Here is a 22,140-nt window from a genome sequence, read left to right on the forward strand (position 1 = left end):
GGGCAGTGCCGGGATTACCACGCTGAACCTGTCGGGCGACCAGACGGTGACGGCCAGCGGGATGACCTCGACGGTGACGACGGTCAACGGCTCGGGATCGACCGGGTCGCTGAACCTGACCTTCGGGGCCACGGCGAACGTCGCGGTCACCGGCGGATCGGTGGCGGACAGCTTCGCGTTCGGGACGACCCTGACCAACGCCGACGCGGTGGACGGCGGCACCGGCACCGACGCGCTGACGGCGACGATCAACGGCCTGGCGTCGGGCAGCACCGGTGCACTGAACGTCGACAACGTCGAGACGGTGACGCTGACCTCGACCGGTACGGCCAGCAGCCTGGACCTGTCGGGCAGTTCCGGGATCACCACGCTGAACCTGTCGGGCGACCAGACGGTGACGGCCAGCGGCATGACCTCGACGGTGACCACGGTCAACGGCTCGGGCTCGACGGGCGCGCTGAACCTGACCTTCGGTGCGACGGCGAACGTCGCGGTCACCGGCGGATCGGTGGCGGACAGCTTCACCTTCGGGACGACCCTGACCAATGCCGACGCGGTAGACGGCGGCACCGGCACCGACGCGCTGACGGCGACGATCAACGGCCTGGCGTCGGGCAGCACCGGTGCACTGAACGTCGACAACGTCGAGACGGTGACGCTGACCTCGACCGGCACGGCCAGCAGTTTGAATATGGCGGGCAGCACCGGCATACAGACGCTGAATCTCGCCGGTACCCAGAACATTTCGATCACCGGCCTGACGCTCGCCGCTTCGACCGTCGATGCAAGTGCGATGGGGGGCGCGCTGGTTCTGGCGCTTTCCGGCAGTACTTCGGCGACGGTGGTTGGCACCGGACAGGCCGACGCGATCACCGGTGCCGCCGGCAACGACACAATCACCGGTGGCGCCGGCGCCGACACACTCCTCGGTGGTACTGGGTCGGATCGGTTCGTCGTGACCGATGGCGACGTGCTGGGTGATTTCGGCAGCGATGACTCGATCGTCGTCACCGGGACGTTCGCCATCGGGTCGGTCGCTGTCACGGTTGCGGGTAATACGACCTTGGCGATCGACACCGATGGCAATTCGTCGGTCGATACCACCTTGACGCTGAGCGGCGCGCTTTCCGGTTCATTCGCGGCGACGTCGGGTGGCGGCGTTACGACCATCACCTATACAGCCCCGTCCTCCGGCGGCGGTGGAGGAGGTGGTGGCGGTGGCAGCGGCGGTGGCGGAGTCTCGATCGACGATCTTCTGCGCGGCGGCGGTTCGCCGGATGTCCTTGATGGCGGCGAGGGCAACGATACGATCTACGGAGGAGGATCTGGGGATCTGCTTATTGGCGGCTCCGGTACCGACTACCTCGACGGAGAGGATGGCAACGATACGATCTATGGCGGCGACGACGCTGATATCGGTATTGGCGGCCTAGGGGCTGATCTGATCTACGGAAATCTGTGGACCGACTTAATCTACGGCAACACCGACAACGACACCTTGTTCGGCGGTCAAGGATCTGACTCCATATTTGGGGGCCAGAATGATGACCTTGTTTATGGAAACAAGGAGAATGACCTTTTGTACGGAAACAAAGGGTTAGACACGATATACGGCGGTCAGGGAAATGATGTCATTTACGGTGGCGACGGAAGCGACGTCATTCTCGGCAATCGTGGAGCAAACATCCTCTACGGCGGTCTCGGCAGCGATGTGCTGTATGGGTCAACGGGCGGCGAAGCCGTTGGTGAAGAGACCCGCCTGTATGGAGACGCCGGCAACGATACGGTCTATGCGGGGGTGGGCTCGGAACTGATCAGCCTTGGGACGGGCCAGGATCTGATCGTCATCAGAGAGTCGAGCGGGACGATTGTCGTCAGTGACTTTGACGGATCCGACGGTGACATCATGCAGGTCCAGAGCGCCGGCCCGGGGTCGGGCGTCACCGATTTCGCAGCACTGTTGGCCCGCGCTTCGGAGACTGCCGACGGCAGCGTGCTGTTCAGTTTCGACGCGGGCCCGACCGTACAGTTGACGGGGGTTCGCTTGACTGACCTGCAATCGTCGTGGTTCGACTTCACCTGAGCGTACCGCGCTGCCTTGAGTTTGGTGCCCATGCTGTGGCCAGCGCCTCAACAAAGGATTGCCTGTGTGACGCAATCATGTTTGCGCCGCTCGTACAGCACCCCCTAAGATGCTCGGCGATCCAGTATCCCATAAGCCTTGCCGACAGACGGAGACACTCATGGCGACCGCGGCGAACGACCAGACCAAGCCGAACGATCTAGAGCCGTTCTGGATGCCGTTCACCGCGAACCGGCAGTTCAAGAAGCAGCCCCGGATGTTCGTGGAAGCCGAGGGCATGCACTACACCACAGCCGAGGGCCGCAAGGTGCTCGACGGGACGTCCGGATTGTGGTGCTGCAACGCCGGACACCGACGCAGGCCGATCATCGAGGCTGTGCAGCGCCAGGTCGAGAAGCTCGACTTCGCACCGACGTTCCAGATGGGCCATCCGCTGTCGTTCGAGTTCGCCTCCCGCCTCACCCAGATGATCGAGGGTTTCGGGCAGGTGTTCTTCACCAATTCCGGGTCGGAGTCGGTCGATACCGCACTGAAGATCGCGCTCGCCTATCAACGAGCCATCGGCCAGGGCACCCGTACCCGTCTGATCGGTCGCGAGCGCGGCTATCACGGGGTCGGCTTCGGCGGTATCTCGGTTGGTGGCATCGTGTCGAACCGCAAGACCTTCGGCACCATGCTGGGCGGGGTCGACCACCTTCCGCACACCCACAACCTGTCGAAGAACGCCTATTCCCGCGGCGAGCCGGAGTCGGGTATCGAACTGGCCGATGAGCTCGAGCGCATCGTCGCCCTGCACGACGCCTCGACCATCGCCGCGGTGATCGTGGAGCCGGTGGCGGGCTCGACCGGCGTTCTCATCCCGCCGAAGGGCTATCTGAAGCGCCTGCGCGAGATCTGCGACAAGCACGGCATCCTGTTGATCTTCGACGAGGTCATTACCGGGTTCGGCCGTCTCGGTGCGCCGTTCGCCAGCGACTACTTCGGGGTCAAGCCGGACCTGTTCACCACAGCCAAGGGCATCACCAACGCCGTGGTTCCGATGGGGGCGGTGTTCTGCCGGGACGGCATCTATGACGCCTTCATGAACGCGCCGGACAATTCGATCGAGTTGTTCCACGGCTATACCTATTCAGGCCACCCACTGGCGTGCGCGGCCGGGTTGGCCACCATCGACCTGTACAGGGATGAGGGGCTGTTCGAGCGTGCGAATGATCTGGCACCGTATTGGGCGGACGGGTTGCACTCGCTGAAGGGCGGCAACCATGTCATCGACATCCGCAACATCGGCATGGTCGGAGCGATCGAACTTGAGCCACAGCCGGGCAAGCCGACGGCACGGGCATTCGACGCGTTCCTGAAGGCATACGACAAGGGGCTGTTGATCCGCACCACCGGTGACATCATCGCCCTGTCGCCGCCGCTGATCGTCGAGAAGACGCAGATCGACTTCATCGTCGACACCGTGGCGGACGTGCTGAAGACGGTTCACTGACGGTCTCGCCGGGACGGGGCGCGATTCGGCCCGCTTGGGATTTATTCGGGGTTCGGCTAGACTCCTTGATGAATCCTGCGGGTCGGGGCGCGGGCAAGACGGGGTCTTGATGGCATGACGATGCGGAGCGCCAAGCGCGCCGGAGCGTGGAGAAAAGTCGGTCTGGCCGGATTGCTGATCGGATTGCTGTCCGGTTGCGCCGAGGTCGGTCAGTCGGTCCAGAACGCCGTGAACGACGTGTCGGCGGCGTTCCAGCCGAAGGAGCAGGCGCCTGCGGTCCCGCCACCGACGTCGTACTGTTACCGCACCCTGGGCAAGGTGAACTGCTACGCCCAACCGCTTCCCGGCAGCGAGGCCAATCGGTTGATCGGCTATCAGGGACCGGCCCCCCGGTCGAGCAGTGGCACAGGCCCGCTGAGCCCGTGAAGCGATCGTCGTCCCCTTTCGTTCACCGTCGAGTGCGCCGGTGAGACGCCACACGATCGCTGTTCTGAGTGCAGGGATGCTGGCGCTGATCGTGTCCGATGGAACGTCCGTCGCGGCTGACGTGCCGGTCCCGAAGACCTACACCGACGCCATGCGCTGGTATCGCGACTCCGCGCGTGCCGGGGATCCCAAGGCGATGTTCTACCTCGGTCTGACCCTGGAGCAGGGGCTGCAGGATCGACCTCGCCCACAGGAAGCGGTGAACTGGTATCGTCGGTCGGCAGAGGCCGGATTCGCGTTGGCCCAGTTCAAGCTCGGTGTGCTCTACCAGACCGGCCAGGCCGTGGAGCGCGACTTGGCAAAGGCCCGCACCTGGTACGAACACGCCGCCAAGCAAGGCATGCCGTCGGCGCAATACAATCTGGCGGTGCTTTTGGAGACCGACGAAGGTGGCCCGGCCGATCCGGCTCGAGCACTGGATCTGTACCATAAGGCGGCCGAGTTCGGCGTGCCGGAAGCATTCCTGAACCTCGGCAATCTTTATGCTCGGGGTGAGGGAGTAGAGGCCGACGCCGTTGAGGCACTGAAGTGGCTCAATCTGGCCGTCGATGCCGGTATCGAGGCGGCAGACGCGCTTCGGCAATCGGTGCTGGTGGTGCTGGACCAGCAGGACCGCGAGCGTGCCCGTGCCGAGGCGGATCGTTGGAAGGCCGCTCATCCGCGCTGAGCGCCGCTTGCCGGAGCATCGAGGACACCATAGGAAGGGTGGTTCGGAGGATGACGACCGGCACCCGGGTTTGGAGAATTGGATGCGGCCGCCGCTTTGTGTGGATCTCGACGGTACGCTGATCAGGACCGATCTGCTGTACGAGACACTGCTGGCGGCCCTCAGTCGGCGCCCCTGGATCGTTTTTCTGCTGCCGGTCTGGCTGGTCTCGGGCAGGGCGCATCTGAAGGCCCGGCTGCTTGAAGCAGCGGGTGACGGGGTCGACGTTGATCTGCTGCCGCTGACCGATGATTTGGTGGCCTATCTGCGGTCAGAGCGCGCAGCGGGTCGTCGGATCGAGCTGGTTTCGGCCTCCGATCAACGTATTGTCGACCGGGTGGCCGCCCGCGTCGGTGTGTTCGATGCCGCCTTGGGCAGCGACGGCCGGACCAACCTCAAGGGGCCCACTAAGGCGAGGCTCCTGATCGACCGGCATCCCGACGGGTTCGTGTATGCCGGTGACGCCCGTGCCGACTTGGTGGTCTGGGACCGAGCGGTCGGCGCCGTTCTGGTGAACGACGGCCGCACCTTACACGACGCGGCGTTGGCGCGAGCTCCGATTGAGGCGGCCTTCGGCACGCCGTCCTCAATGCTCAGCGCGTTGTTTCGGGCATTGCGGCCACACCAGTGGGCGAAAAACACCCTGATCCTGCTGCCGTTGCTGCTGACACGGGGCTATGAGGAGTCGGCGGTCCTGCTGTCGGCGGTGGCGACGATCCTGTTGTTCTCGTTAGCGGCGAGCGGAACCTACCTTCTGAACGACCTTCTGGACTTGTCGGCTGACCGCTCGCACCCGAGCAAACGCAGTCGGCCGCTCGCCTCGGGCGCCTTGCCGATCCCCACCGCCCTCGTCCTGGCGCCGGTTTTCGTCCTTGCCGGTCTTGTCGGCACGGTGCTGATCGACGTGGACGTGTTCTTGTGCCTGCTGGCCTACCTTGTCTTGACGGCCCTGTATTCTTTTGGGCTGAAAACCCAAACTGTCATCGATGTACTGACACTCGGAGCGCTGTTCACGTTGCGTCTGCTTGCTGGGCACCTGCTGGTCGAGGACGGGGTGCCGGCCTGGCTTCTGGTGTTCTCGATGGCGTTCTTCACCAGTCTGGCGCTCGTCAAACGGTTGACCGAGGTGCGAGGACTTGAGGAACGAGGGCTGGTCTCCGTCCCGGGCCGTGGTTATCGAGCCGGCGACGGTCCGTTCATCCTGGTGATCGGTCTGGCGACCGGCATCGCATCGGTCTTGATCTTCATGATCTACCTCGTGGCCGATCCGTTGCACGAGATCCGGCTCGCCAGTCCGGAGTGGCTTTGGGTTGTTCCGGCGGTGTTGGGCTGGTGGCTGCCACGAGTCTGGCTTCTGGCGTCGCGCGGGCAAATGCACGACGACCCGGTGGTGTTCGCCTTGAAGGACCGGGCGAGCCTTTGTCTTGGACTGGTCGCGCTTGGCGCGGTCCTGCTTGCGGGGTGATTACCCACGATCATGACGGGCTGCTGAGTTGGGGCAGGGTGCACCGTGGCCGGCACCGGGTCACAACACCAGCCTGGCCTCAGGACGTGATGGCCGCAGCGGCGGCCTCGTCCAACGGTACCGGAACGACGCTCGCCCGGGGACTCGGACGGTCCTACGGTGACACCGGCCTGAACATCGGCGGCGGGCTCGTCACGATGACCGGGCTGGACCGTGCCGTCGCCTTCGATCGGGCGTCCGGAATCCTGCGGGCGGACGCCGGCATGTCTCTGGATGCGGTCCTGCGGCTTGTTGTGCCAGCCGGATGGTTTGTGCCCGTAACGCCCGGCACCAAGTTCGTCACCCTCGGCGGTGCGGTGGCCAATGATGTTCATGGCAAGAACCATCACGCAGTCGGGTGCTTTGGCGGGCATGTCCGCCGGTTTGCGATTTGGCGGTCGGATCGCGGTGTGGTCGAGTGCGGGCCTGACACTGATACTGAGTTGTTTCGGGCGACCATCGGTGGGCTCGGCCTGACCGGCATTCTGTTGTGGATCGAGATCGCGCTAATTCCGATCACGTCGTCGTCGATGACGGTCGAGAACGAGCGGTTCGATACCCTGGACGGGTTCTTTCGGTCGGCCGAGGCAAGCGTCGACTGGCCGTATACAGTGGCGTGGATCGACACGCTCTCGACAGGAAGGCGGCTCGGGCGAGGGGTGTTCTCGCGGGGGCGGCACGCCGATGGCGCGCTGCTTGAACCGCACCGATCATTAGGATTCTCGGTTCCGATCGACGCGCCGGGACACCTGCTGAACCGTTGGACGATTGGTGCGTTGAACCGGCTCTATTACGCTAGGCCGGGGGCGGCATACCGCGGTACGCAGCATTATGATGGCTTCTTCTACCCGCTGGACCGTGTTGGGAACTGGAACCGTCTGTATGGCCGGCGCGGTTTCTACCAATGGCAGGGCGTCGTCCCGACGGGCGCCGCGAAACCCACCGTGCACGCGTTGCTTGACCGGATCGCGCGCAGCGGTGATGCCTCGTTCCTGGCGGTGCTCAAGAACTTCGGCGAGGTGGCGTCACCGGGACCGATGTCTTTCCCGATGGCCGGTACGACCCTGGCACTCGATTTTCCGAACCGCGGTGATCGCACCTTGGCGTTGTTGGGCGAATTGGACCGGATCGTTGCTGAGGCCGGTGGCCGCCTGTATCCAGCCAAGGATGGGCGACTGCCGGCAGCGGTATTCCGCTGCGGTTATCCGGCGTGGACGGACCTGGAGCGTTTGCGCGATCCTATGCTGATGTCCAGTTTCTGGCGCCGGGTTACCGAAACCGAGTGATGGATGCAATGCCGGAACCTAAGAAAATCCTCATTCTCGGCGGAACGTCGACGATTGCAGAACGTTGGGCGCGGCTGCGCGCCACCCGTGGCGATCGACTGCTGCTGGTTGGCCGGGATCCAGGCAAGTTGTCCATCGTTGCCGATGACCTGCGCGCCCGCGGCGCCGCCGAAGTGCTGGTCGCAGAGAGCGACCTTGCCGACACCGACGGGGCGCCTCAACGCTTCGCCGCCTTTGTGGAGCGGTTGGGCGGAATCGATGTGGCGTTCATCGCGTATGGTGTTCTAGGAGATCATGCCGCGGGCCAGGCGGATACGAACCGTCTGGAGCAGGGCTTGCGCACCAACTTTCTGAGCGCGGCGATCTGGTGCGAATTGGTGGCCGGTGCGCTTGAAACAGCAGGTGCGGGAACGCTGGTGACCATTTCGTCGGTGGCGGGCGACCGCGGCCGGAGGTCCAACTACGCCTATGGTGCCGCCAAGGCCGGGCTATCGGTTTTCCTCGACGGTCTGGCGCACCGCTTTGCCGGAACCCCAGTGACGGTGGTCGCCGTCAAGCCCGGCTTCGTCGACACTCCGATGACCGCGCATGTCCAGAAGGGCGGCCCGTTGTGGGCGACGGCGGAGCGTGTGGCGGAAGACATAGAGCGGGCCATCGTCAAGCGCCGTGCGGTGATCTACACGCCGTGGTTCTGGTGGGGCGTCATGCTGATCATCCGCAACCTGCCGCGAGCGGTCTTCAACCGGTTGAACATCTAGGGGCGGTCGAGTGACCAGGATTGTTGTTACCGGGGCGGCGGGCCTGGTCGGGCAGAACCTGATCGCCCGGCTGAAATCGGACTCCGGCCTGAGCATTGTCGGAATCGACAAGCATCACGCCAACACGCGGACGCTGCGCCGGTTGCACCCGGAGATCGAGGTGATCGAGGCCGACCTGTCGGTGGCGGGTCCCTGGGTGACGGCGTTCCAGGACGCCGACGCCGTGATTCAGTTGCACGCCCAGATCGGTGGGCTCGACTGGCGGGAATTCGAAGCCAACAACATCCTGGCGACCGAGAAGGTGCTGGCGGCCATGACGGCAGCACAGGTGCCGTACCTGGTGCATGTCAGTTCGTCGGTGGTGAACTCGATGGCGGTGGACTTCTACACCGAGTCGAAGAAGACCCAGGAAAAGCTGGTGGTTGAATCCCGCATCCCGCACGCGATCCTGCGTCCGACTCTGATGTTCGGCTGGTTTGACCGAAAGCATCTCGGCTGGTTGGCGCGCTTCATGAAGCGCGTGCCGGTGTTCCCGATCCCGGGCTCAGGCCGCTACATGCGCCAGCCGCTATTCGCCCTCGATTTTTGCGACGTGATTGCCTCGTGCCTGCGAAGCACCAAGCAGGGAGCCTGGAACATATCAGGCCAGGAGAAGATCGATTACATCGACCTGATCCGGGCGGTGAAGCGGGCGACTGGGGCCCGTACGCCGATCATCAAGATTCCCTACGGACTGTTCCGATTGCTGCTGCAGGCCTATGCGTTGGTCGATCGCAATCCGCCGTTCACCACGACTCAACTGGAAGCGCTGGTGACACCGGATAGCTTCGAGGTCATCGACTGGCCGGCCATCTTCGGCGTGCAATCGACGCCGTTGGATGACGCGTTGCAGACCACGTTCAACGACCCAACCTACGCGCCCATCGCGCTGGACTTCTGAAGGAGAGGAAGTTGGCAACCGTCGGGATCGTCGGTGCCGGGGCCATGGGCCTCGCCGCTGCCTACCATGCGCTGAAGGCCGGGCATCGGGTCACAGTCTATGAGGCTGATTCCGTGCCGGGCGGCATGGCGGCGCACGCCGATCTCGATGGGTTGTCGATCGAACGATTCTACCATTTCGTCTGCAAGGCCGACGCGGCAACCTTCGAACTGATGCAGGAGCTTGGCATCGGCGACCGGATGCGCTGGCGTGATACCTCGATGGGCTACTTCGTGGATGGCCGGCTGTACCGCTGGGGCGATCCGCTGGCGTTGCTCAGTTTTCCCAAGCTGTCGTGGATCGCGAAGCTCCGATACGGCTGGCAGATGTTTCGCGCGACGAAACGGTCGGACTGGGCCGACCTGGAAAACGTCACCGCCAAGGACTGGATTGAGCGGGAGGCCGGCTCGGAGGCTTATGACGTTCTGTGGCGCCGGCTGTTCGATCTAAAGTTCTTTGAGTTCGCCGAGCACGTTTCGGCCGCCTGGATCTGGACCCGCATCAAGCGGATCGGGACATCACGCCGGTCGTTGATGCAGGAACAACTCGGCTACATCGAGGGTGGATCGCAAACCCTGGTCGATGCGCTTGTACAGGCGATCGAGAGCCGCGGCGGAACCATTCGGCTGGGAATGCGGGTCGAGGAGGTCGTCACGGCCGACGGCCGGGTGACGGGGGTGCGTACCCCGGCGGGAATAGACCCGGTCGACGCCGTGATCTCGACCATGCCCACACCGTATGTCGCGCGGTTGATCCCGGGTCTGCCGGACGACTGGAATGCGGCGTACGACCGCATCGACAACATCGGCGTGGTCTGCGTGCTGCTGAAGCTGGCCCGGTCGGTGTCGCCGCACTTCTGGGTCAACATCAACGATCCGGCAATCGACATTCCCGGTATCATCGAGTTCTCCAACCTGCGCCCGGTCGATGAGACAGTGGTCTACGTGCCGTTCTACATGCCGCAGACTAACGTAAAGTTCGGCGGCAGCGACTCGGACTTCGTCGCCGAGTCGATGGCGGCGATCCGTCGGCTCAACCCGACGATTGACGACACAGACCTCAAGGCCAGCATGGTCGGCCGCCTGCGGCATGCCCAGCCGGTCTGCCCAGCCGGATTCGCCGAGCGGGTGCCGCCGATCCAGACGCCCATCCAGGGCTTGCAGGTTGCCGATACGGCGTTCTACTACCCGGAGGATCGGGGCATCTCGGAAAGCGTACGGTATGGCGCCTTGATGGCCGCCAATCTCGGTACTTGACGGTGAGCAAGGCATTCATCGGCGGCGAGTTCGGCCGGTTTCTGATAACCGGCGGTGCGGCGGCCTGCGTCAACGTGCTGTCGCGGTGGCTGTTGAGCCATGCGGTGGCCTATGAACTCGCTGTGGCGCTGGCTTATCTGGTTGGCATGGTCACCGCGTATGGCTTGGCGCGCGCCTTCGTCTTCGCCCAGTCCGGTCGAAGCATCGCCGACGAGGCGGGGCGGTTCGCCCTGGTCAATCTGGTGGCGCTGGCACAAGTCTGGGTAGTGAGTGTCGGTCTGGCCCGGTTGGCGTTTCCGGCCGTTGGCTTCGTCTGGCATGCCGAGGATGTGGCCCATCTGATCGGTGTGGCCGTTCCGGCCGTTACCAGCTATTTCGGCCACCGCCACTTCTCATTCGCAACCCGGCGCGGTGGTGACTTGTGAGGGCAGTGGTCGGTGTTGCCGTCGCCCTCGGTCTGATTTCGGCGCTGGCCGGAATCATGGTCGCCGTCGTGGCGTTCGAGCCGATCCCGTTCGCCGACTTCATCGACTTTTATCGCCATTTCTTCGAGGCTGGTGGTTGGAGCGGTTACGGCTTCGCTGAGCTGTACGAACATCACAATGAGCACCGTTTGGTGGTGCCGCGGCTGTGGTTCCTGGCCGATGTCGCTCTGTTCGCCGGCACCCAGTGGTTCCTGATTGTCGTCATCGTGCTGTCGTCGGTCGCCCACGGGGCCGCCCTGTCCTGGCTGTTCCGTAGTCTGGGGCACCGCGGTGCACTGGGCTGGGTGTTTGCGGCGCTCTCTCTGGGCGCCGTACTGTCGCCGGCGCAATGGGACAATCTGGTATGGGCCTTCCAGGTCCAGTTCGTCCAGGTCTGGCTGTTTGCGACCCTGGCCTTCGTCGCGGTTTGTGCCGACAACGCCCTGCGGCCTTGGGGCCGGGTGACCGTTGCGATCATGTTTGGCCTGGCGTCGACATACTCGATGGCCAACGGCCTTCTGGTCTGGCCGCTGCTGGTCGGTCTGACGATGTGGTGCGGGCTGCGTGGCTGGCCGTTCCGGTTGCTGCTCGCGGTCGCGCTGGGCGTCATCGCCCTGGAGGTTGCGGGCTATCAGTCGAACCCCGGTCACGGCAGTCCGCTGCAGGCCCTGCAGCAGCCCACGGCACTGGCTCTGTACGTCCTGCGCTACCTGACGAACGGGATCGGGCAGATCGGCACGCTTGGCCAGGAGATCCTCGGGGTAGTCCTGATCTTGACGGTCGGTGCGTTCACCGTCGATGCGATCAGGAATCGCGACCGCTATCGTCCGGCGCATGCTGTGCTCCTCGCGGTTGCCGCATTCGTGCTCGGTGCGGCGCTTTTGACGGCTGTTGGCCGGGTCACGTTCGGTGTCGGACAGGCCAACTCGGTGCGGTACGCGACGCCGTCCTTCCTGTTCCTGCTGGCGACGCTGGCATTGCTGTTGGATCGGTTGGCTAGGGTGGAGCGCCGTCACGCCCGCCCGGTCGGCGTCGGGATTGCGGCGATCCTGCTCCTGATCCCAGGGCTGGTCGACGGCCTGCTTCAACTGCCGAAAGTCATCGGGACACGCGACGCTAGGGCCAACGCGATCGCTGCCTATCTGGCCGGCGGGTTCCGTCCGGAAACCATGAGGTCGCTGCATCCGGGCTGGCCGATCATTCCAATGACCGTTCTGCAGCAGCTCGATCAGGCGAGCCTGGGGCCATTTGCCGATCGTTCGCGCTTCCTGCCCTCGGCGAGGCTGCGTCAGGGACCGGTTCCGCAGCCGAACGAGGCATGCCGGGGCGACGTCGAAAGCGTCGTGTCGAATCCCGTCGACGGCGTCGTGGTCACCGGGTGGGCGGCGGCGTTCGACTCACCGGACCAGCCCGCTTGGCTCTTGGTGACGGATTCGTCGGGCAGTGTCGTCGGCTGGGGTGGCAGTCTGATCGAACGAAAGGACATCGGGAAAACACTTGGCATCGGCCGGCTGGGGCGTGGGTTTGCTGCGGTCGGCGAACGCCCGGTCGCAGGACCGATCGACATTGTGGGCGTGTTCGATGACGGCAGCCTGTGCCGCCTTGCATCCGGATTGCCAGCTGCGCCGCCGCGCTACCTTGCCGAACTGCCGGATGGCGCGCTGCCGGCCGGCGATGCGTGGAGCGTTGTTGAGGGTCAGCGTCCTGATCGTGCTGGGACAGTCGAACCGCCGGAACGCGCGCGACCGGTGATTGGAAGCCTGGGGACGGAATCGCATCTCCTCGCCCGGCTGGATGTCCAGGCCCGGAATGGGGCCATGGCATTGGCGATACCGGTACGAACCGGGCCGTATCCGCTGAACGTCTCCGTTCTGGTCCGGGATCCGGAAACCGGGAAGGAGGTCGCGAACCATACTTTCGGCCGCCCGAGTGATGCTGGTTGGGTCTGGCTGGTGTTCCATGAACTTGCCGACCCTCAGACTGCAGGGCGTCGTCTGCAGCTCGAAGTCGCGGCGGCCGGTCCCTACCCATGGCAGGGCGTCGCGGTGGGCCGACCGTATTGGATTCCCGTGACCGAGCACCGCTAGTATTTCCAGATGACACCAGACGCTCCGCGCTACACGCCCTACGACAAAGGTCGCTTTCAGCTGACCCTGGGGATCCGCGCGATCGATCCGGCAGAGTGGATCGAGTTCGATAGCCACTATACGGCGCACCTCGCGGAGAAGCGCCGGTTGCTCGCCGAGCGCCCGACCGAGGTGTTCGGCGCTACCGACGGAAGTCTGCCGGCGCAGACGGAATGCCTCGATATGCTGCTGGAGTCGCTGGAGCGCACTCGGCCGGACATGGTTGAACTGGGCGGTCGCACTGTCCATGTCGTCGCGACCGGTGACCGCTACGAGCGCGAAGCATTCGCGGCCCGGCCACTCGATCTGGCCGGTCGGCTGGTGCAGGAGGATCTGTGCCTGATGGCGCCGCACGATGGCACCTACCGGCTGATCGCCGCGTCGTTGTGCTTCCCTTCGCGTTGGCGGTTGGCCGACAAGCTCGGACGGCCGATGGTGGAAATCCACCAGCCGGTGCCCGGATTCAACGACAAGCTGGCGCGGCCGGTGGACCGGTTCTTCGACCGGATCGAGGCAGGCCAAGTCTACATGCGATTGAATTGGTCGGTTATGGACGACCCGGCCTTGTTCCAGCCAACCGGTCACGGCCAGTCCGGGATCAACAATGCGATCACGGCCGCGAACGCGGGCGACATGCTGTGGCTGCGGGTGGAACGGCAGACCTTCAGAAGGCTACCGAAATCCAACGCTCTGGTGTTCGGGATCAAGACGATCGTCGATCCGCTGTCGTCGCTGGTCGGCAGGCCGGAGGTGGCAAGGGGGTTGAACGAGGCGATTACCGACATGCCGGCGGACACTCGGCGCTACAAGAGCATGGCGCCGTTCGCCGATGCGTTGGCGGGCTGGCTCGATCGGGCGGCCGTGTCACCGTCGGACTAGCGACCGAGGAACGATCAGGAGTTCAGGCGGGTTTGCATCGTGGTTACCCGGCCGCGCGACTTGACGAGCAACCCGCTGGTCTCCGCGAGGTCGAGATTGACGCGATCGAGCGTCGCTCCGATGAGATTGGCCCCGCGCAGGTCGGCGCCGGTGACGTCGGCGCCCGTAAGGTCGGCGCCCTGCAGATCGGCCCCTGCCAGATAGGCGCCTGTCAGGTCGGCGCCGCGCAGATTGGCCGACGACAGGTCGGCGCAGGTCAGTTCGGCATAGGACAGGTTGCACTCCGACAGCATCGCTTCCTTGAGGACGGCGCGCTGGCCTTCGCGTCCTTCGCTCATCACCCAGTCGATGTGGCTCATCAGCTTCTGCTGCATGGACTTGGCGAGGCTGGACAGCCCGAAGAACACCTGGGCTCCCTCCAGCTTCGCATCGGTCAGATCGCATCCGATCAGCTTGGCGTTTCGCAGCTGGGTATTGGTCAGGTCAGCACCGCGCAGATTGGCCCCGGAGAGATTGGCCCCGGCCAGGTTGGCTTCGCCCAGGCGCGCGCCGGTAAGGATGGCGCCCGCGAGATCGCATTCGAACAGGTTGGAGTGGCGCAGGTCGGCGCCGTCGAGGTTGGCGTTCACCAGCTTGGCACGCTCCAGGTCGACTTCGCGCAGATCGGATGACTTGGTGCCGCCGGCCAATGTCACAGTCGCCGGGCTGAGGTCCGCGTCGGTCAGGTCGACGCCTTTCATGTTGGCGCTGCGCAACCGGACGCCGCGCAGGCGTGCCTTGCGCAGGTTGGAGCCCTCGAAACTGGAGTTCCTGACCGTCGAGAGCTCGAAGTCCGAATCCTCCAGGGTGGTACGCCAGAACGAACACTCGTCGAACGTGACATTGATGAAGCAAGCACCGCGCAGGTCGATGGCAGTGGTCTGGATCTGTTGAATGGTGGTGTTGGCGATGAACAAACGGCTTCCCGCCGTCGCGTTTGCGAGAAACTGTTCGTGCCGCTTGTACATGTCGTTGAACGCTGACCGCGTGACGACGGCCGGAGTCGGTTTGTTGCTCATGCTGCTTCAGGTCGGCTGAACCGCTCAGTTGTTGACCTGTCCTCAACCATCAAGGAAACGACGTCTGACAATGCGCGAACCTGATGGCCCGCCACCCCGTTGGCACTATGACATCGAAAGTGTGTACAACGAGTAAACGAAAATCCGATCTGTGATCGGGCAAGGGGCTGAGTGTCGGAGATCGATAACCGCTGTGGCACCGGCAGCGGGGTCATTGCGTCATTCGACGCTCAGCATCCGTCGCAGGTCGGTCTTCAGGATCTTGCCGTAGTTGTTCTTCGGCAGATCCGCGAGCATGCGGTACTCCTTTGGCCGCTTGAACCGGGCAATGTTGTCCAGGCACAGTTGGTCGAGTTCCGCGGTCGGTACGCTCGCGCCGGGCCGGGCACGCACGAACGCCACGATCTCCTCGCCCCAATCCTTATGCGGTCGTCCGATCACCGCGCACTCCAGTACCCCGGGGTGCCGCAGAAGAACCTCCTCGACCTCGCGCGGGTAGATGTTCGTGCCGCCCGAGATGATGACATCCTTCGATCGGTCCTTGAGCGACAGGAAGCCGTCTTCGTCGAACGCCCCGATGTCGCCGGTCCACAGCCAGCCGTCCCGTATCGAGCTGGCTGTTGCCTCGGGATTGTTCCAATAGCCGGCCATGACGATGTCGCCGCGACAGATCACCTCGCCGGGCTCGCCGATCGGCACATCGACGCCGTCCTCATCGACAACCTTGACCTCCACATCGGTGCGCGGAAAGCCGGTCGAGCCGATCCTGGTTTCCCATTTTGGGTGATCGCGGTGGGTGTAAATGTGCTTCGGCAAGCCGGTTATGGTCATCGGAGCTTCGCCCTGGCCATAGATCTGCACCAGTTTGGGCCCAAGCACCTCGAGCGCGCGCTTGACGTCTGCCAGATACATTGGCGCGCCGCCATACACGATGGTTTTCAAATTCGACAGGTCGGCCTGCTCGATGTTCGGCGCGTTGATCAGGCGGGTCACCATGGTCGGGGCGAAGAAGAACGAGCAGCCCGGCCAGCGCTCGATCAGCCGCAAGGTCTCCGCAACGTCGAATCCACCAGACTCCGGGATCACGGTGTTCGCCGCCTTGGCCACATGCGGCAGCCCATACAGTCCGGAGCCATGGCTCATCGGCGCCGAGTGGATCATGCAGTCAGTCGGAAGCACGGTGTCGACGTCACCGAAGTAGTTCATGACCGCTACCATCAGGTTGCGGTGCGTCAGCATCGCGCCTTTCGGCCGGCCGGTGGTCCCCGAGGTGTAGAACAGCCAGGCGAGTTCGTTCGGGTCGGTAGCGGTGACCGGGATCGGCCCGTGGGCCAGCAGCGCGTGATAGGCGTTCGAGCCGGTGACGATGGTCTGCGTCAGGTTCGGCATGTCGCCACGCACCGACTCCAGAGCGTCGGCCAGGTCGGGAGTGGCCAAGCAGATCCGGGCTCCGGAATGATCGATGATGTAGGCGTGCTCTTTAGGATGCAGCTTGGCGTTGATCGGTACCGCAGCCAGCCCGGCGTGCCATGCGCCATACATGACCTCGAAGTACTCCGGCCCGTTCTTCATCACCAACGCTACCCGCTCGCCATGGGCGAGCCCGAGCGCACGGAACCCGGAGGCGATTCGGGCGACCCGCTCCGCAAATCCCCGATAGTCGTGCAACACCCGTTCGCCGACCGAGATGGCGGGGCGGTCACTGAAGCTTCTTGCCACCTGCGCGAGGACCAACGCCTGGTTCATGGATTCTCCATCGTCATCAAGTGCCGTTGGCTAAGCGGCGTTCTCACCTTGCGACGGTAGCAACCAACCCACGGCGATGGTAGGCAACAACGCGCAACAACCTTTCACCGACCTGTCGTCCGGACTATCGTTCAACCATCAAGGCCGGCATCGAACCGGCTGCTCGCTCGGAGGAAACGCATGAATAACATTATGGAACTGTTGGAAGGTGGCGGCCTGCTGGTCGTGTCCATCGCGCTCTTGGTCTTTGCTGTGTCGCGCAGCCGGGCGACGGCCGAATCCTGGCCGGCCGGCATTCTTTCGACGAACGTGCTCGTCCTGGCCATTATCGGCACGGGCTTCTTCGGGATCGCTGCGTTCATCGATTCGTTCCTGGCCTAGGAGCGGCCGCGCCGATGTCCGGGGTTGATCCCGCGGCTCGGCGGATCGTCGATGTCCGCGTACGGCGTTTGGTGGCGCCATGGACCGATCCGCCTCGATGGTCGCCAAGCTACGACCGGCTCCGGGAACTGGTGGTTGTCGAGATCGAGACCGCCAGCGGGCATGTCGGCATGGGCTATCTCCAGCTGCTGTCCGGCGGATCCGCAACGGTTGCGGCGTGCCTGGACGAACTGGTGCGTCCGCACCTGATCGGGCGAGATGCGACCGAAGTCGAGGCGATCTGGGGGGATCTCTGGCGTGCCAACTACTGGGTCGGCCGGATGGGCATCACCGTGCTGGCGCAGTCGGCGGTCGACGTTGCGCTGTGGGATGTGACCGGCAAGCTGGCCGGATTGCCATTGTTCCGGCTGTGGGGCGGTTCCAGCCGGCCGCTGCCGGCTTATGGCAGCGGCTGCTGGCGTGGGCTCGGTGGCGACGGCATGGTGGCGAAGGCCAAGGCCTACGCTGCACAAGGCTTCGCCGCGATCAAGATGCAGGCGGGCCACCTCTACGACGACCGGACCGACATCGACCATGTACGCCAGATGCGCGACGCCGTTGGCGCAGGTGTTGAGATCCTGATCGACGTCAACATGGGCTGGACCGCCGATCAGGCGATCGCCGTGGGACGCCGCTTCCAGGATCACGGAGTGTACTGGATCGAGGAACCGGTGCCGTGCGAGGACTTCGCCGGATACTTACGGGTTGCCGACGCGCTGGACCTGAGGGTCGTCGGTGGCGAGACGCATTTCACCCGGTACGATCTTCGACCGTTCTTCGAGCATCCCAAGATCCCGATCCTGCAACCGGATGTGATGCGGGGCGGCTTGACGGAGCTTCGCCGCATTGCCGTCCTGGCAGACACCTGGGGCATGCGAATCGCACCGCACCTGTTTCCGGAACTGATGGTTCAACTGATGGCGGCCATCCCCAATCCGCATTGGATCGAGTACGTCGACTGGATGGATGACGCGTGGATCGAGCCCGTGCTGCCGGCCGGTGGCCTGTATCGGCCGCCGGAGCGGCCGGGACACGGTCTCGCGTTCAGGCCGGAGTTCCTTGCCGAGTACGAGGTCCGTGGCTGAGCGGCTGTTTTGCCGTTAGCGGGTCGGATGGTACGGTTCCCCTAACGTCGGGGGTGGCCGAGTGAAGTCGGAACAATGGATCGTAGAGCCGGCGGCTGCCGCGCCGAACGCCGCGTCGAGCGCGCGTCTGCTAGCGCCGGTGCTGGCCTTGATGCTGGCCGCGGTGACCTTGGTCGGGATCACGATTTCGCTGGCGGTGGTCGAGCTCGACCGAGCCGCGATCGCGGGGTCTCAACGCCTCGCCGAGTCCGCTCTCCGGATTGTGCGACGCGAGATCGCGCTATGGGTCAAGGACTACGCGTTCTGGGATGCGACCGTGCAGAATATCGTGGTCGCGCCGGATCCAAGCTGGGCGCCTCGAAACGTCGGCCGGTACATTATCGAGACGTTCAGCATGACGGCCACGATCGCGATCGATTCCCGCGATCGGGTGATCCACTTTGCGCTGGATGAGAAGCGCACGGCGCCCAATCCGGGTTTCGCGGAGGCTCTGGTCGGTGCCTTGGCGCCTTTGATCACCGAAGCCCGGGCGGCGCCGCTTCGCGAACCGGTTGGCATCTCGGGTTTTGTCGAAGTGGACGGAGCGCTGTTCCTTGCCGGAACCGCGGCGATCACGCCCGAGGTTCCAAGCGGCGACCAGCTGGAGCCTCACGATCGCCCGGTACTGATTTTCGTTAGGGAGATCGACGATGCCGTGTTCGCCGAGTTGCAGGAGCGCTTCAACCTTCCGGATCTTCGTCTCGTTCGCGATTCGGCGCTGGCGTCCGGTCATGCGTGCCCGATCTTCGGGCCGGATGGCGAACCGATCGGCTGGATCGACTGGTTGCCCGAGACCCCGGGCAGAACCCTGATCGACCGGACGCTTTGGCCACTTCTGGGGATCGGCTTGGCGCTGTTCGGTCTTGGCTGGCTGGTGCTGCGGCGGATCGGGAAGGTCAATCACGACCTCCGGGAGCAGGCGGCTGCGCTGCATCGGGCGAACGAGCAACTCTCGGAGAACGCCGCGCAGGTCCGATCGGCGCTGCAGAGTGCCGAACACGCGACACGGGCCAAGAGCAGCTTCCTGGCCGGCATCAGCCACGAGCTGCGCACCCCGCTTACGGCGATCATCGGCTTCTCGCAGATCCTGAAAATCCAGCACCGACCGGGCAAGACCAAGAGTCGCGAACAGGAGTACGCAGAGATCATCCACGACAGCAGCCAACACCTTCTCAATCTGGTGAACGACATTCTCGACCTGTCGAAGATCGAGAGCGGCAGCTACGAGTTGGATGAAACCTGGATCGATCTGGTGCGCGAGGCGAAGGCAGTCCGGGCTTTGCTGGCCCACGAGGCGTCACGTCGTGGTGTTTCCGTTACCCTGGATCTTCAGAACGAGCTGCCCGCGCTGTATGGCGACATCAAGGGGGTACGCCAGATCGTCATCAACCTGCTGTCGAACGCTCTCAAGTTCACCGACCGTGGTGGCTGGGTTCGATTGGCGATGCGTGCGGACGACGACGGCGGCCTGTTGCTTGAAGTCAGCGACAACGGCGCCGGTATCCCGCCCGACGAGCAGAGCAGCATCTGGGAAGCATTCAAACGCGCGCGCAATCCAGGGCTGTCGACGGCGGAGGGTGCCGGCCTGGGCCTGCATCTGGTCAAGATCCTGGCAAATCTGCACGACGCCGAGGTTGGACTGGAGAGCACCCTTGGTCAGGGTACACGGGTTTGGGTCGCGTTCGGTCCCGAGCGGGTTCGATCGCTCGTCACGTAGGCGTCCGTCGAGGCGTGCAGGACGCCATGGTATGATGGCTCCGGCCGTGGAAGGGGACCACATGGCCGGGAGTACCCGCCTGATGAGGCCGTGCCGGAATCTCTTGTTCGCGCTGATTGTCGCCGTGACGGCATTCGGCGCCGCCCGAAGTTCCCTGGCGGCCGGCAAGACCTATGTCCTGGCGGTGAGTTGGCAGCCGGCATTCTGCGAAACCCGGCCGGAGAAACCCGAATGCATCAGCCAGACTGATGAACGGTTCGACGCTTCGAACTTCACGTTGCACGGTCTGTGGCCGCAGCCGCGCAGCAACGTCTATTGCGGGGTCGAGGCCGACCTTCAGGCGATCGATCGGGCCGGAGGCTGGGAGGATCTGCCCGCGCCGGATCTGACGGCGGAGACACGCAAGGCGCTGGACCAGGTCATGCCGGGTGTCGCCTCGTTTCTGGACCGCCACGAATGGGTCAAGCACGGGACCTGCCACGCCAACTCGGCGGAGGTGTACTTCAGCGATTCCTTGCGGCTGCTGTCGGAGTTGAACGCGTCGCCGGTGCGCACTGTCTTCTCGGCAGGCATAGGTCGGGTGCTGTCCGCCCAGACGATTCGTGAGCGCTTCGACGAGGCGTTCGGTCCGGGGGCGGGGCGTCGGGTCGAGGTGATTTGCCGACGGGTCGGAATCCGCCGCCTGATCGTCGAGCTGAAGATCAGTCTTGCAGGCCCGATCGCCCCTGGCCGCGGACTCCAGGCTCTGCTCGACCAGGCCCCGGAGACTTCGGCCGGGTGTGCAGCCGGAATCGTGGACCGGGTCGGAACCGGTCTCAGCGATCCACCATCATCGACGCCGGTCAGTCCAACCCGGTGAGCACCGGCTCGATCTGCTCGAGCGCCCAATCGACCTGCTCGCGGGTTACGACCAGCGGCGGGGCGAATCGGATGGTGTTGTCATGGGTGTCCTTGGCCAGAAGCCCGCGACTCTGCAGCGCTTCGCAGTATCGCCGCGCACCGCCTGCCTCCGGATTCAACTCCACCGCCAGCATCAGTCCGCGACCGCGGACCTCGCGCACCGCGTTGGCGCGGATGCCGCGCAGACGCTCCAGGAAATAGGCGCCCTGGTTCGCCGAGTTCTCGATCATGCCCTCTTCGACCAGCACCTTGAGGGCAGCGCGGGCGACCGCGCAGGCCAGCGGGTTGCCGCCGAAGGTTGATCCGTGCTGCCCGGGTTTCAGCACTCCGAGAACCTCGGAGTTCGAGAGCACCGCGGAGACCGGGTAGAAGCCGCCGGACAGCGCCTTGCCGACCAGCGTGACGTCGGCCTCGATGGCCTCGTGCTCCTCGGCCAGTAGCTTCCCGGTCCGGCCAAGGCCGGTCTGGATCTCGTCGAGGATCAGGGTGATGTTCGTGGCGGTACAGAGTTCCCGAACCTTCTTGAAATAGCCTTCGGGCGGGATGATCACGCCGGCCTCACCCTGGATCGGCTCGACCATGAAGGCGACCGTGTTCGGAGTGATGGCAGCCTCAAGGGCCGCGTAGTCGCCGAACGGCACGACCTTGAACCCTGGGGCGAACGGCCCGAAGCCGGTACGCGCAGCCGGATCGGTCGAGAAGCCGATCACACCAATGGTACGGCCGTGGAAATTGTCGGAGCAGACGATGACCTCGGCCTGGTTCTCCGGCACGCCGCGGACTTCGTAGCCCCATTTGCGGACGGCCTTGATCGCCGATTCCACAGCCTCGGCGCCGGAGTTCATCGGCAGAATCTTGTGGCTGCCGGTCAGTGCGGCCAGTTCCTCGTAGAGGTAGGCGAGTTGGTCGTTTCGGAAAGCGCGCGAGGTCAGGGTCAGCTTCCCGGCCTGGTGGACCATCGCCTCCAGGATCTTCGGATGACAGTGACCCTGGTTGACCGCCGAATAGGCCGACAGGCAGTCAAGGTACCGGTTTCCGTCGACGTCCCACAGCCACACGCCTTCGCCGCGCGTCAGGATGACGTCCAGCGGCTTGTAGTTGTGGGCGCCGAGACGGTGTTCTGTCGCAATGAAGTCGCTTGCCGGTGTGCTCATGA

Annotated in this window: 19 protein-coding genes; 16 read left to right on the forward strand and 3 right to left on the reverse strand. The window is 64.3% G+C overall.

What is annotated here, in order from left to right; translation table 11 throughout:
* Positions 1 to 208 precede the first annotated feature (208 nt).
* From RIC54_RS13690 to RIC54_RS13745, 12 genes are all read left to right on the forward strand, one after another.
* Positions 209 to 2,083 (forward strand): hypothetical protein, encoded by a 1,875-nt coding sequence (locus RIC54_RS13690; protein WP_350151111.1) that lies wholly within the window; start codon positions 209 to 211, stop codon positions 2,081 to 2,083.
* 160 nt (positions 2,084 to 2,243) lie between these two features.
* On the forward strand, positions 2,244 to 3,575 hold the full coding sequence (gene aptA, locus RIC54_RS13695) for an omega-aminotransferase AptA (RefSeq protein ID WP_350088467.1): 1,332 nt from the start codon (positions 2,244 to 2,246) through the stop codon (positions 3,573 to 3,575).
* 114 nt (positions 3,576 to 3,689) lie between these two features.
* Positions 3,690 to 4,001, forward strand: coding sequence for a hypothetical protein (locus RIC54_RS13700; RefSeq protein ID WP_350088464.1), 312 nt, complete (start codon positions 3,690 to 3,692; stop codon positions 3,999 to 4,001).
* A gap of 40 nt (positions 4,002 to 4,041) precedes the next feature.
* Positions 4,042 to 4,728 carry a tetratricopeptide repeat protein gene (locus RIC54_RS13705; protein ID WP_350088461.1) on the forward strand — a complete coding sequence of 229 codons (687 nt, stop codon included), beginning with the start codon at positions 4,042 to 4,044 and terminating at the stop codon, positions 4,726 to 4,728.
* An 82-nt stretch (positions 4,729 to 4,810) separates the two neighbouring features.
* The gene (locus RIC54_RS13710) at positions 4,811 to 6,232 is read left to right on the forward strand and encodes a UbiA family prenyltransferase (protein WP_350088458.1); all 1,422 of its coding nucleotides are present in this window, start codon (positions 4,811 to 4,813) and stop codon (positions 6,230 to 6,232) included.
* A 38-nt stretch (positions 6,233 to 6,270) separates the two neighbouring features.
* On the forward strand, positions 6,271 to 7,557 hold the full coding sequence (locus tag RIC54_RS13715) for an FAD-binding protein (protein WP_350151124.1): 1,287 nt from the start codon (positions 6,271 to 6,273) through the stop codon (positions 7,555 to 7,557).
* A gap of 8 nt (positions 7,558 to 7,565) precedes the next feature.
* Positions 7,566 to 8,315, forward strand: a complete 750-nt coding sequence (locus tag RIC54_RS13720) for an SDR family NAD(P)-dependent oxidoreductase (protein WP_350088452.1) — start codon at positions 7,566 to 7,568, stop codon at positions 8,313 to 8,315.
* A 10-nt stretch (positions 8,316 to 8,325) separates the two neighbouring features.
* Entirely contained in the window at positions 8,326 to 9,255 is a 930-nt protein-coding gene (locus RIC54_RS13725) for an NAD-dependent epimerase/dehydratase family protein (RefSeq protein WP_350088449.1), read from the forward strand.
* A gap of 11 nt (positions 9,256 to 9,266) precedes the next feature.
* Positions 9,267 to 10,550, forward strand: coding sequence for an NAD(P)/FAD-dependent oxidoreductase (locus RIC54_RS13730; RefSeq protein WP_350088446.1), 1,284 nt, complete (start codon positions 9,267 to 9,269; stop codon positions 10,548 to 10,550).
* A 2-nt stretch (positions 10,551 to 10,552) separates the two neighbouring features.
* Positions 10,553 to 10,975: a GtrA family protein gene (locus RIC54_RS13735; RefSeq protein ID WP_350088443.1), complete on the forward strand. Its 423-nt coding sequence runs from the start codon at positions 10,553 to 10,555 to the stop codon at positions 10,973 to 10,975.
* Positions 10,972 to 13,101, forward strand: a complete 2,130-nt coding sequence (locus tag RIC54_RS13740) for a hypothetical protein (RefSeq protein ID WP_350088440.1) — start codon at positions 10,972 to 10,974, stop codon at positions 13,099 to 13,101. Before RIC54_RS13735 ends, RIC54_RS13740 begins: the two co-directional genes overlap by 4 nt.
* Positions 13,102 to 13,110: 9 nt before the next feature.
* Positions 13,111 to 14,019, forward strand: coding sequence for a heme-dependent oxidative N-demethylase family protein (locus tag RIC54_RS13745; protein WP_350088437.1), 909 nt, complete (start codon positions 13,111 to 13,113; stop codon positions 14,017 to 14,019).
* 14 nt (positions 14,020 to 14,033) lie between these two features.
* On the opposite strand, the gene RIC54_RS13750 is transcribed toward RIC54_RS13745, so the two are convergent.
* Positions 14,034 to 15,077, reverse strand: a complete 1,044-nt coding sequence (locus RIC54_RS13750; protein ID WP_350088434.1) for a pentapeptide repeat-containing protein — start codon at positions 15,075 to 15,077, stop codon at positions 14,034 to 14,036.
* Between the two features lie 219 nt (positions 15,078 to 15,296).
* The gene (locus tag RIC54_RS13755; RefSeq protein WP_350088431.1) at positions 15,297 to 16,823 is read right to left on the reverse strand and encodes an acyl-CoA synthetase; all 1,527 of its coding nucleotides are present in this window, start codon (positions 16,821 to 16,823) and stop codon (positions 15,297 to 15,299) included.
* Positions 16,824 to 17,015: 192 nt separating this feature from the next.
* Between RIC54_RS13755 and RIC54_RS13760 the strand changes: the two genes are divergently transcribed.
* From RIC54_RS13760 to RIC54_RS13775, 4 genes are all read left to right on the forward strand, one after another.
* Positions 17,016 to 17,204, forward strand: coding sequence for a hypothetical protein (locus RIC54_RS13760; RefSeq protein WP_350088428.1), 189 nt, complete (start codon positions 17,016 to 17,018; stop codon positions 17,202 to 17,204).
* 14 nt (positions 17,205 to 17,218) lie between these two features.
* On the forward strand, positions 17,219 to 18,328 hold the full coding sequence (locus RIC54_RS13765; RefSeq protein ID WP_350088425.1) for a mandelate racemase/muconate lactonizing enzyme family protein: 1,110 nt from the start codon (positions 17,219 to 17,221) through the stop codon (positions 18,326 to 18,328).
* 61 nt (positions 18,329 to 18,389) lie between these two features.
* The gene (locus RIC54_RS13770; RefSeq protein ID WP_350088422.1) at positions 18,390 to 20,084 is read left to right on the forward strand and encodes a sensor histidine kinase; all 1,695 of its coding nucleotides are present in this window, start codon (positions 18,390 to 18,392) and stop codon (positions 20,082 to 20,084) included.
* 61 nt (positions 20,085 to 20,145) lie between these two features.
* Positions 20,146 to 20,943 (forward strand): ribonuclease T2 family protein, encoded by a 798-nt coding sequence (locus RIC54_RS13775; protein WP_350088419.1) that lies wholly within the window; start codon positions 20,146 to 20,148, stop codon positions 20,941 to 20,943.
* On the opposite strand, the gene rocD is transcribed toward RIC54_RS13775, so the two are convergent.
* Positions 20,927 to 22,138: an ornithine--oxo-acid transaminase gene (gene rocD / locus RIC54_RS13780; protein WP_350088416.1), complete on the reverse strand. Its 1,212-nt coding sequence runs from the start codon at positions 22,136 to 22,138 to the stop codon at positions 20,927 to 20,929. The genes RIC54_RS13775 and rocD overlap by 17 nt on opposite strands.
* Positions 22,139 to 22,140 lie beyond the last annotated feature (2 nt).

It is taken from the genome of Thalassobaculum sp., assembly GCF_040219215.1.
In the GTDB taxonomy this organism is placed as follows: domain Bacteria; phylum Pseudomonadota; class Alphaproteobacteria; order Thalassobaculales; family Thalassobaculaceae; genus Thalassobaculum_A.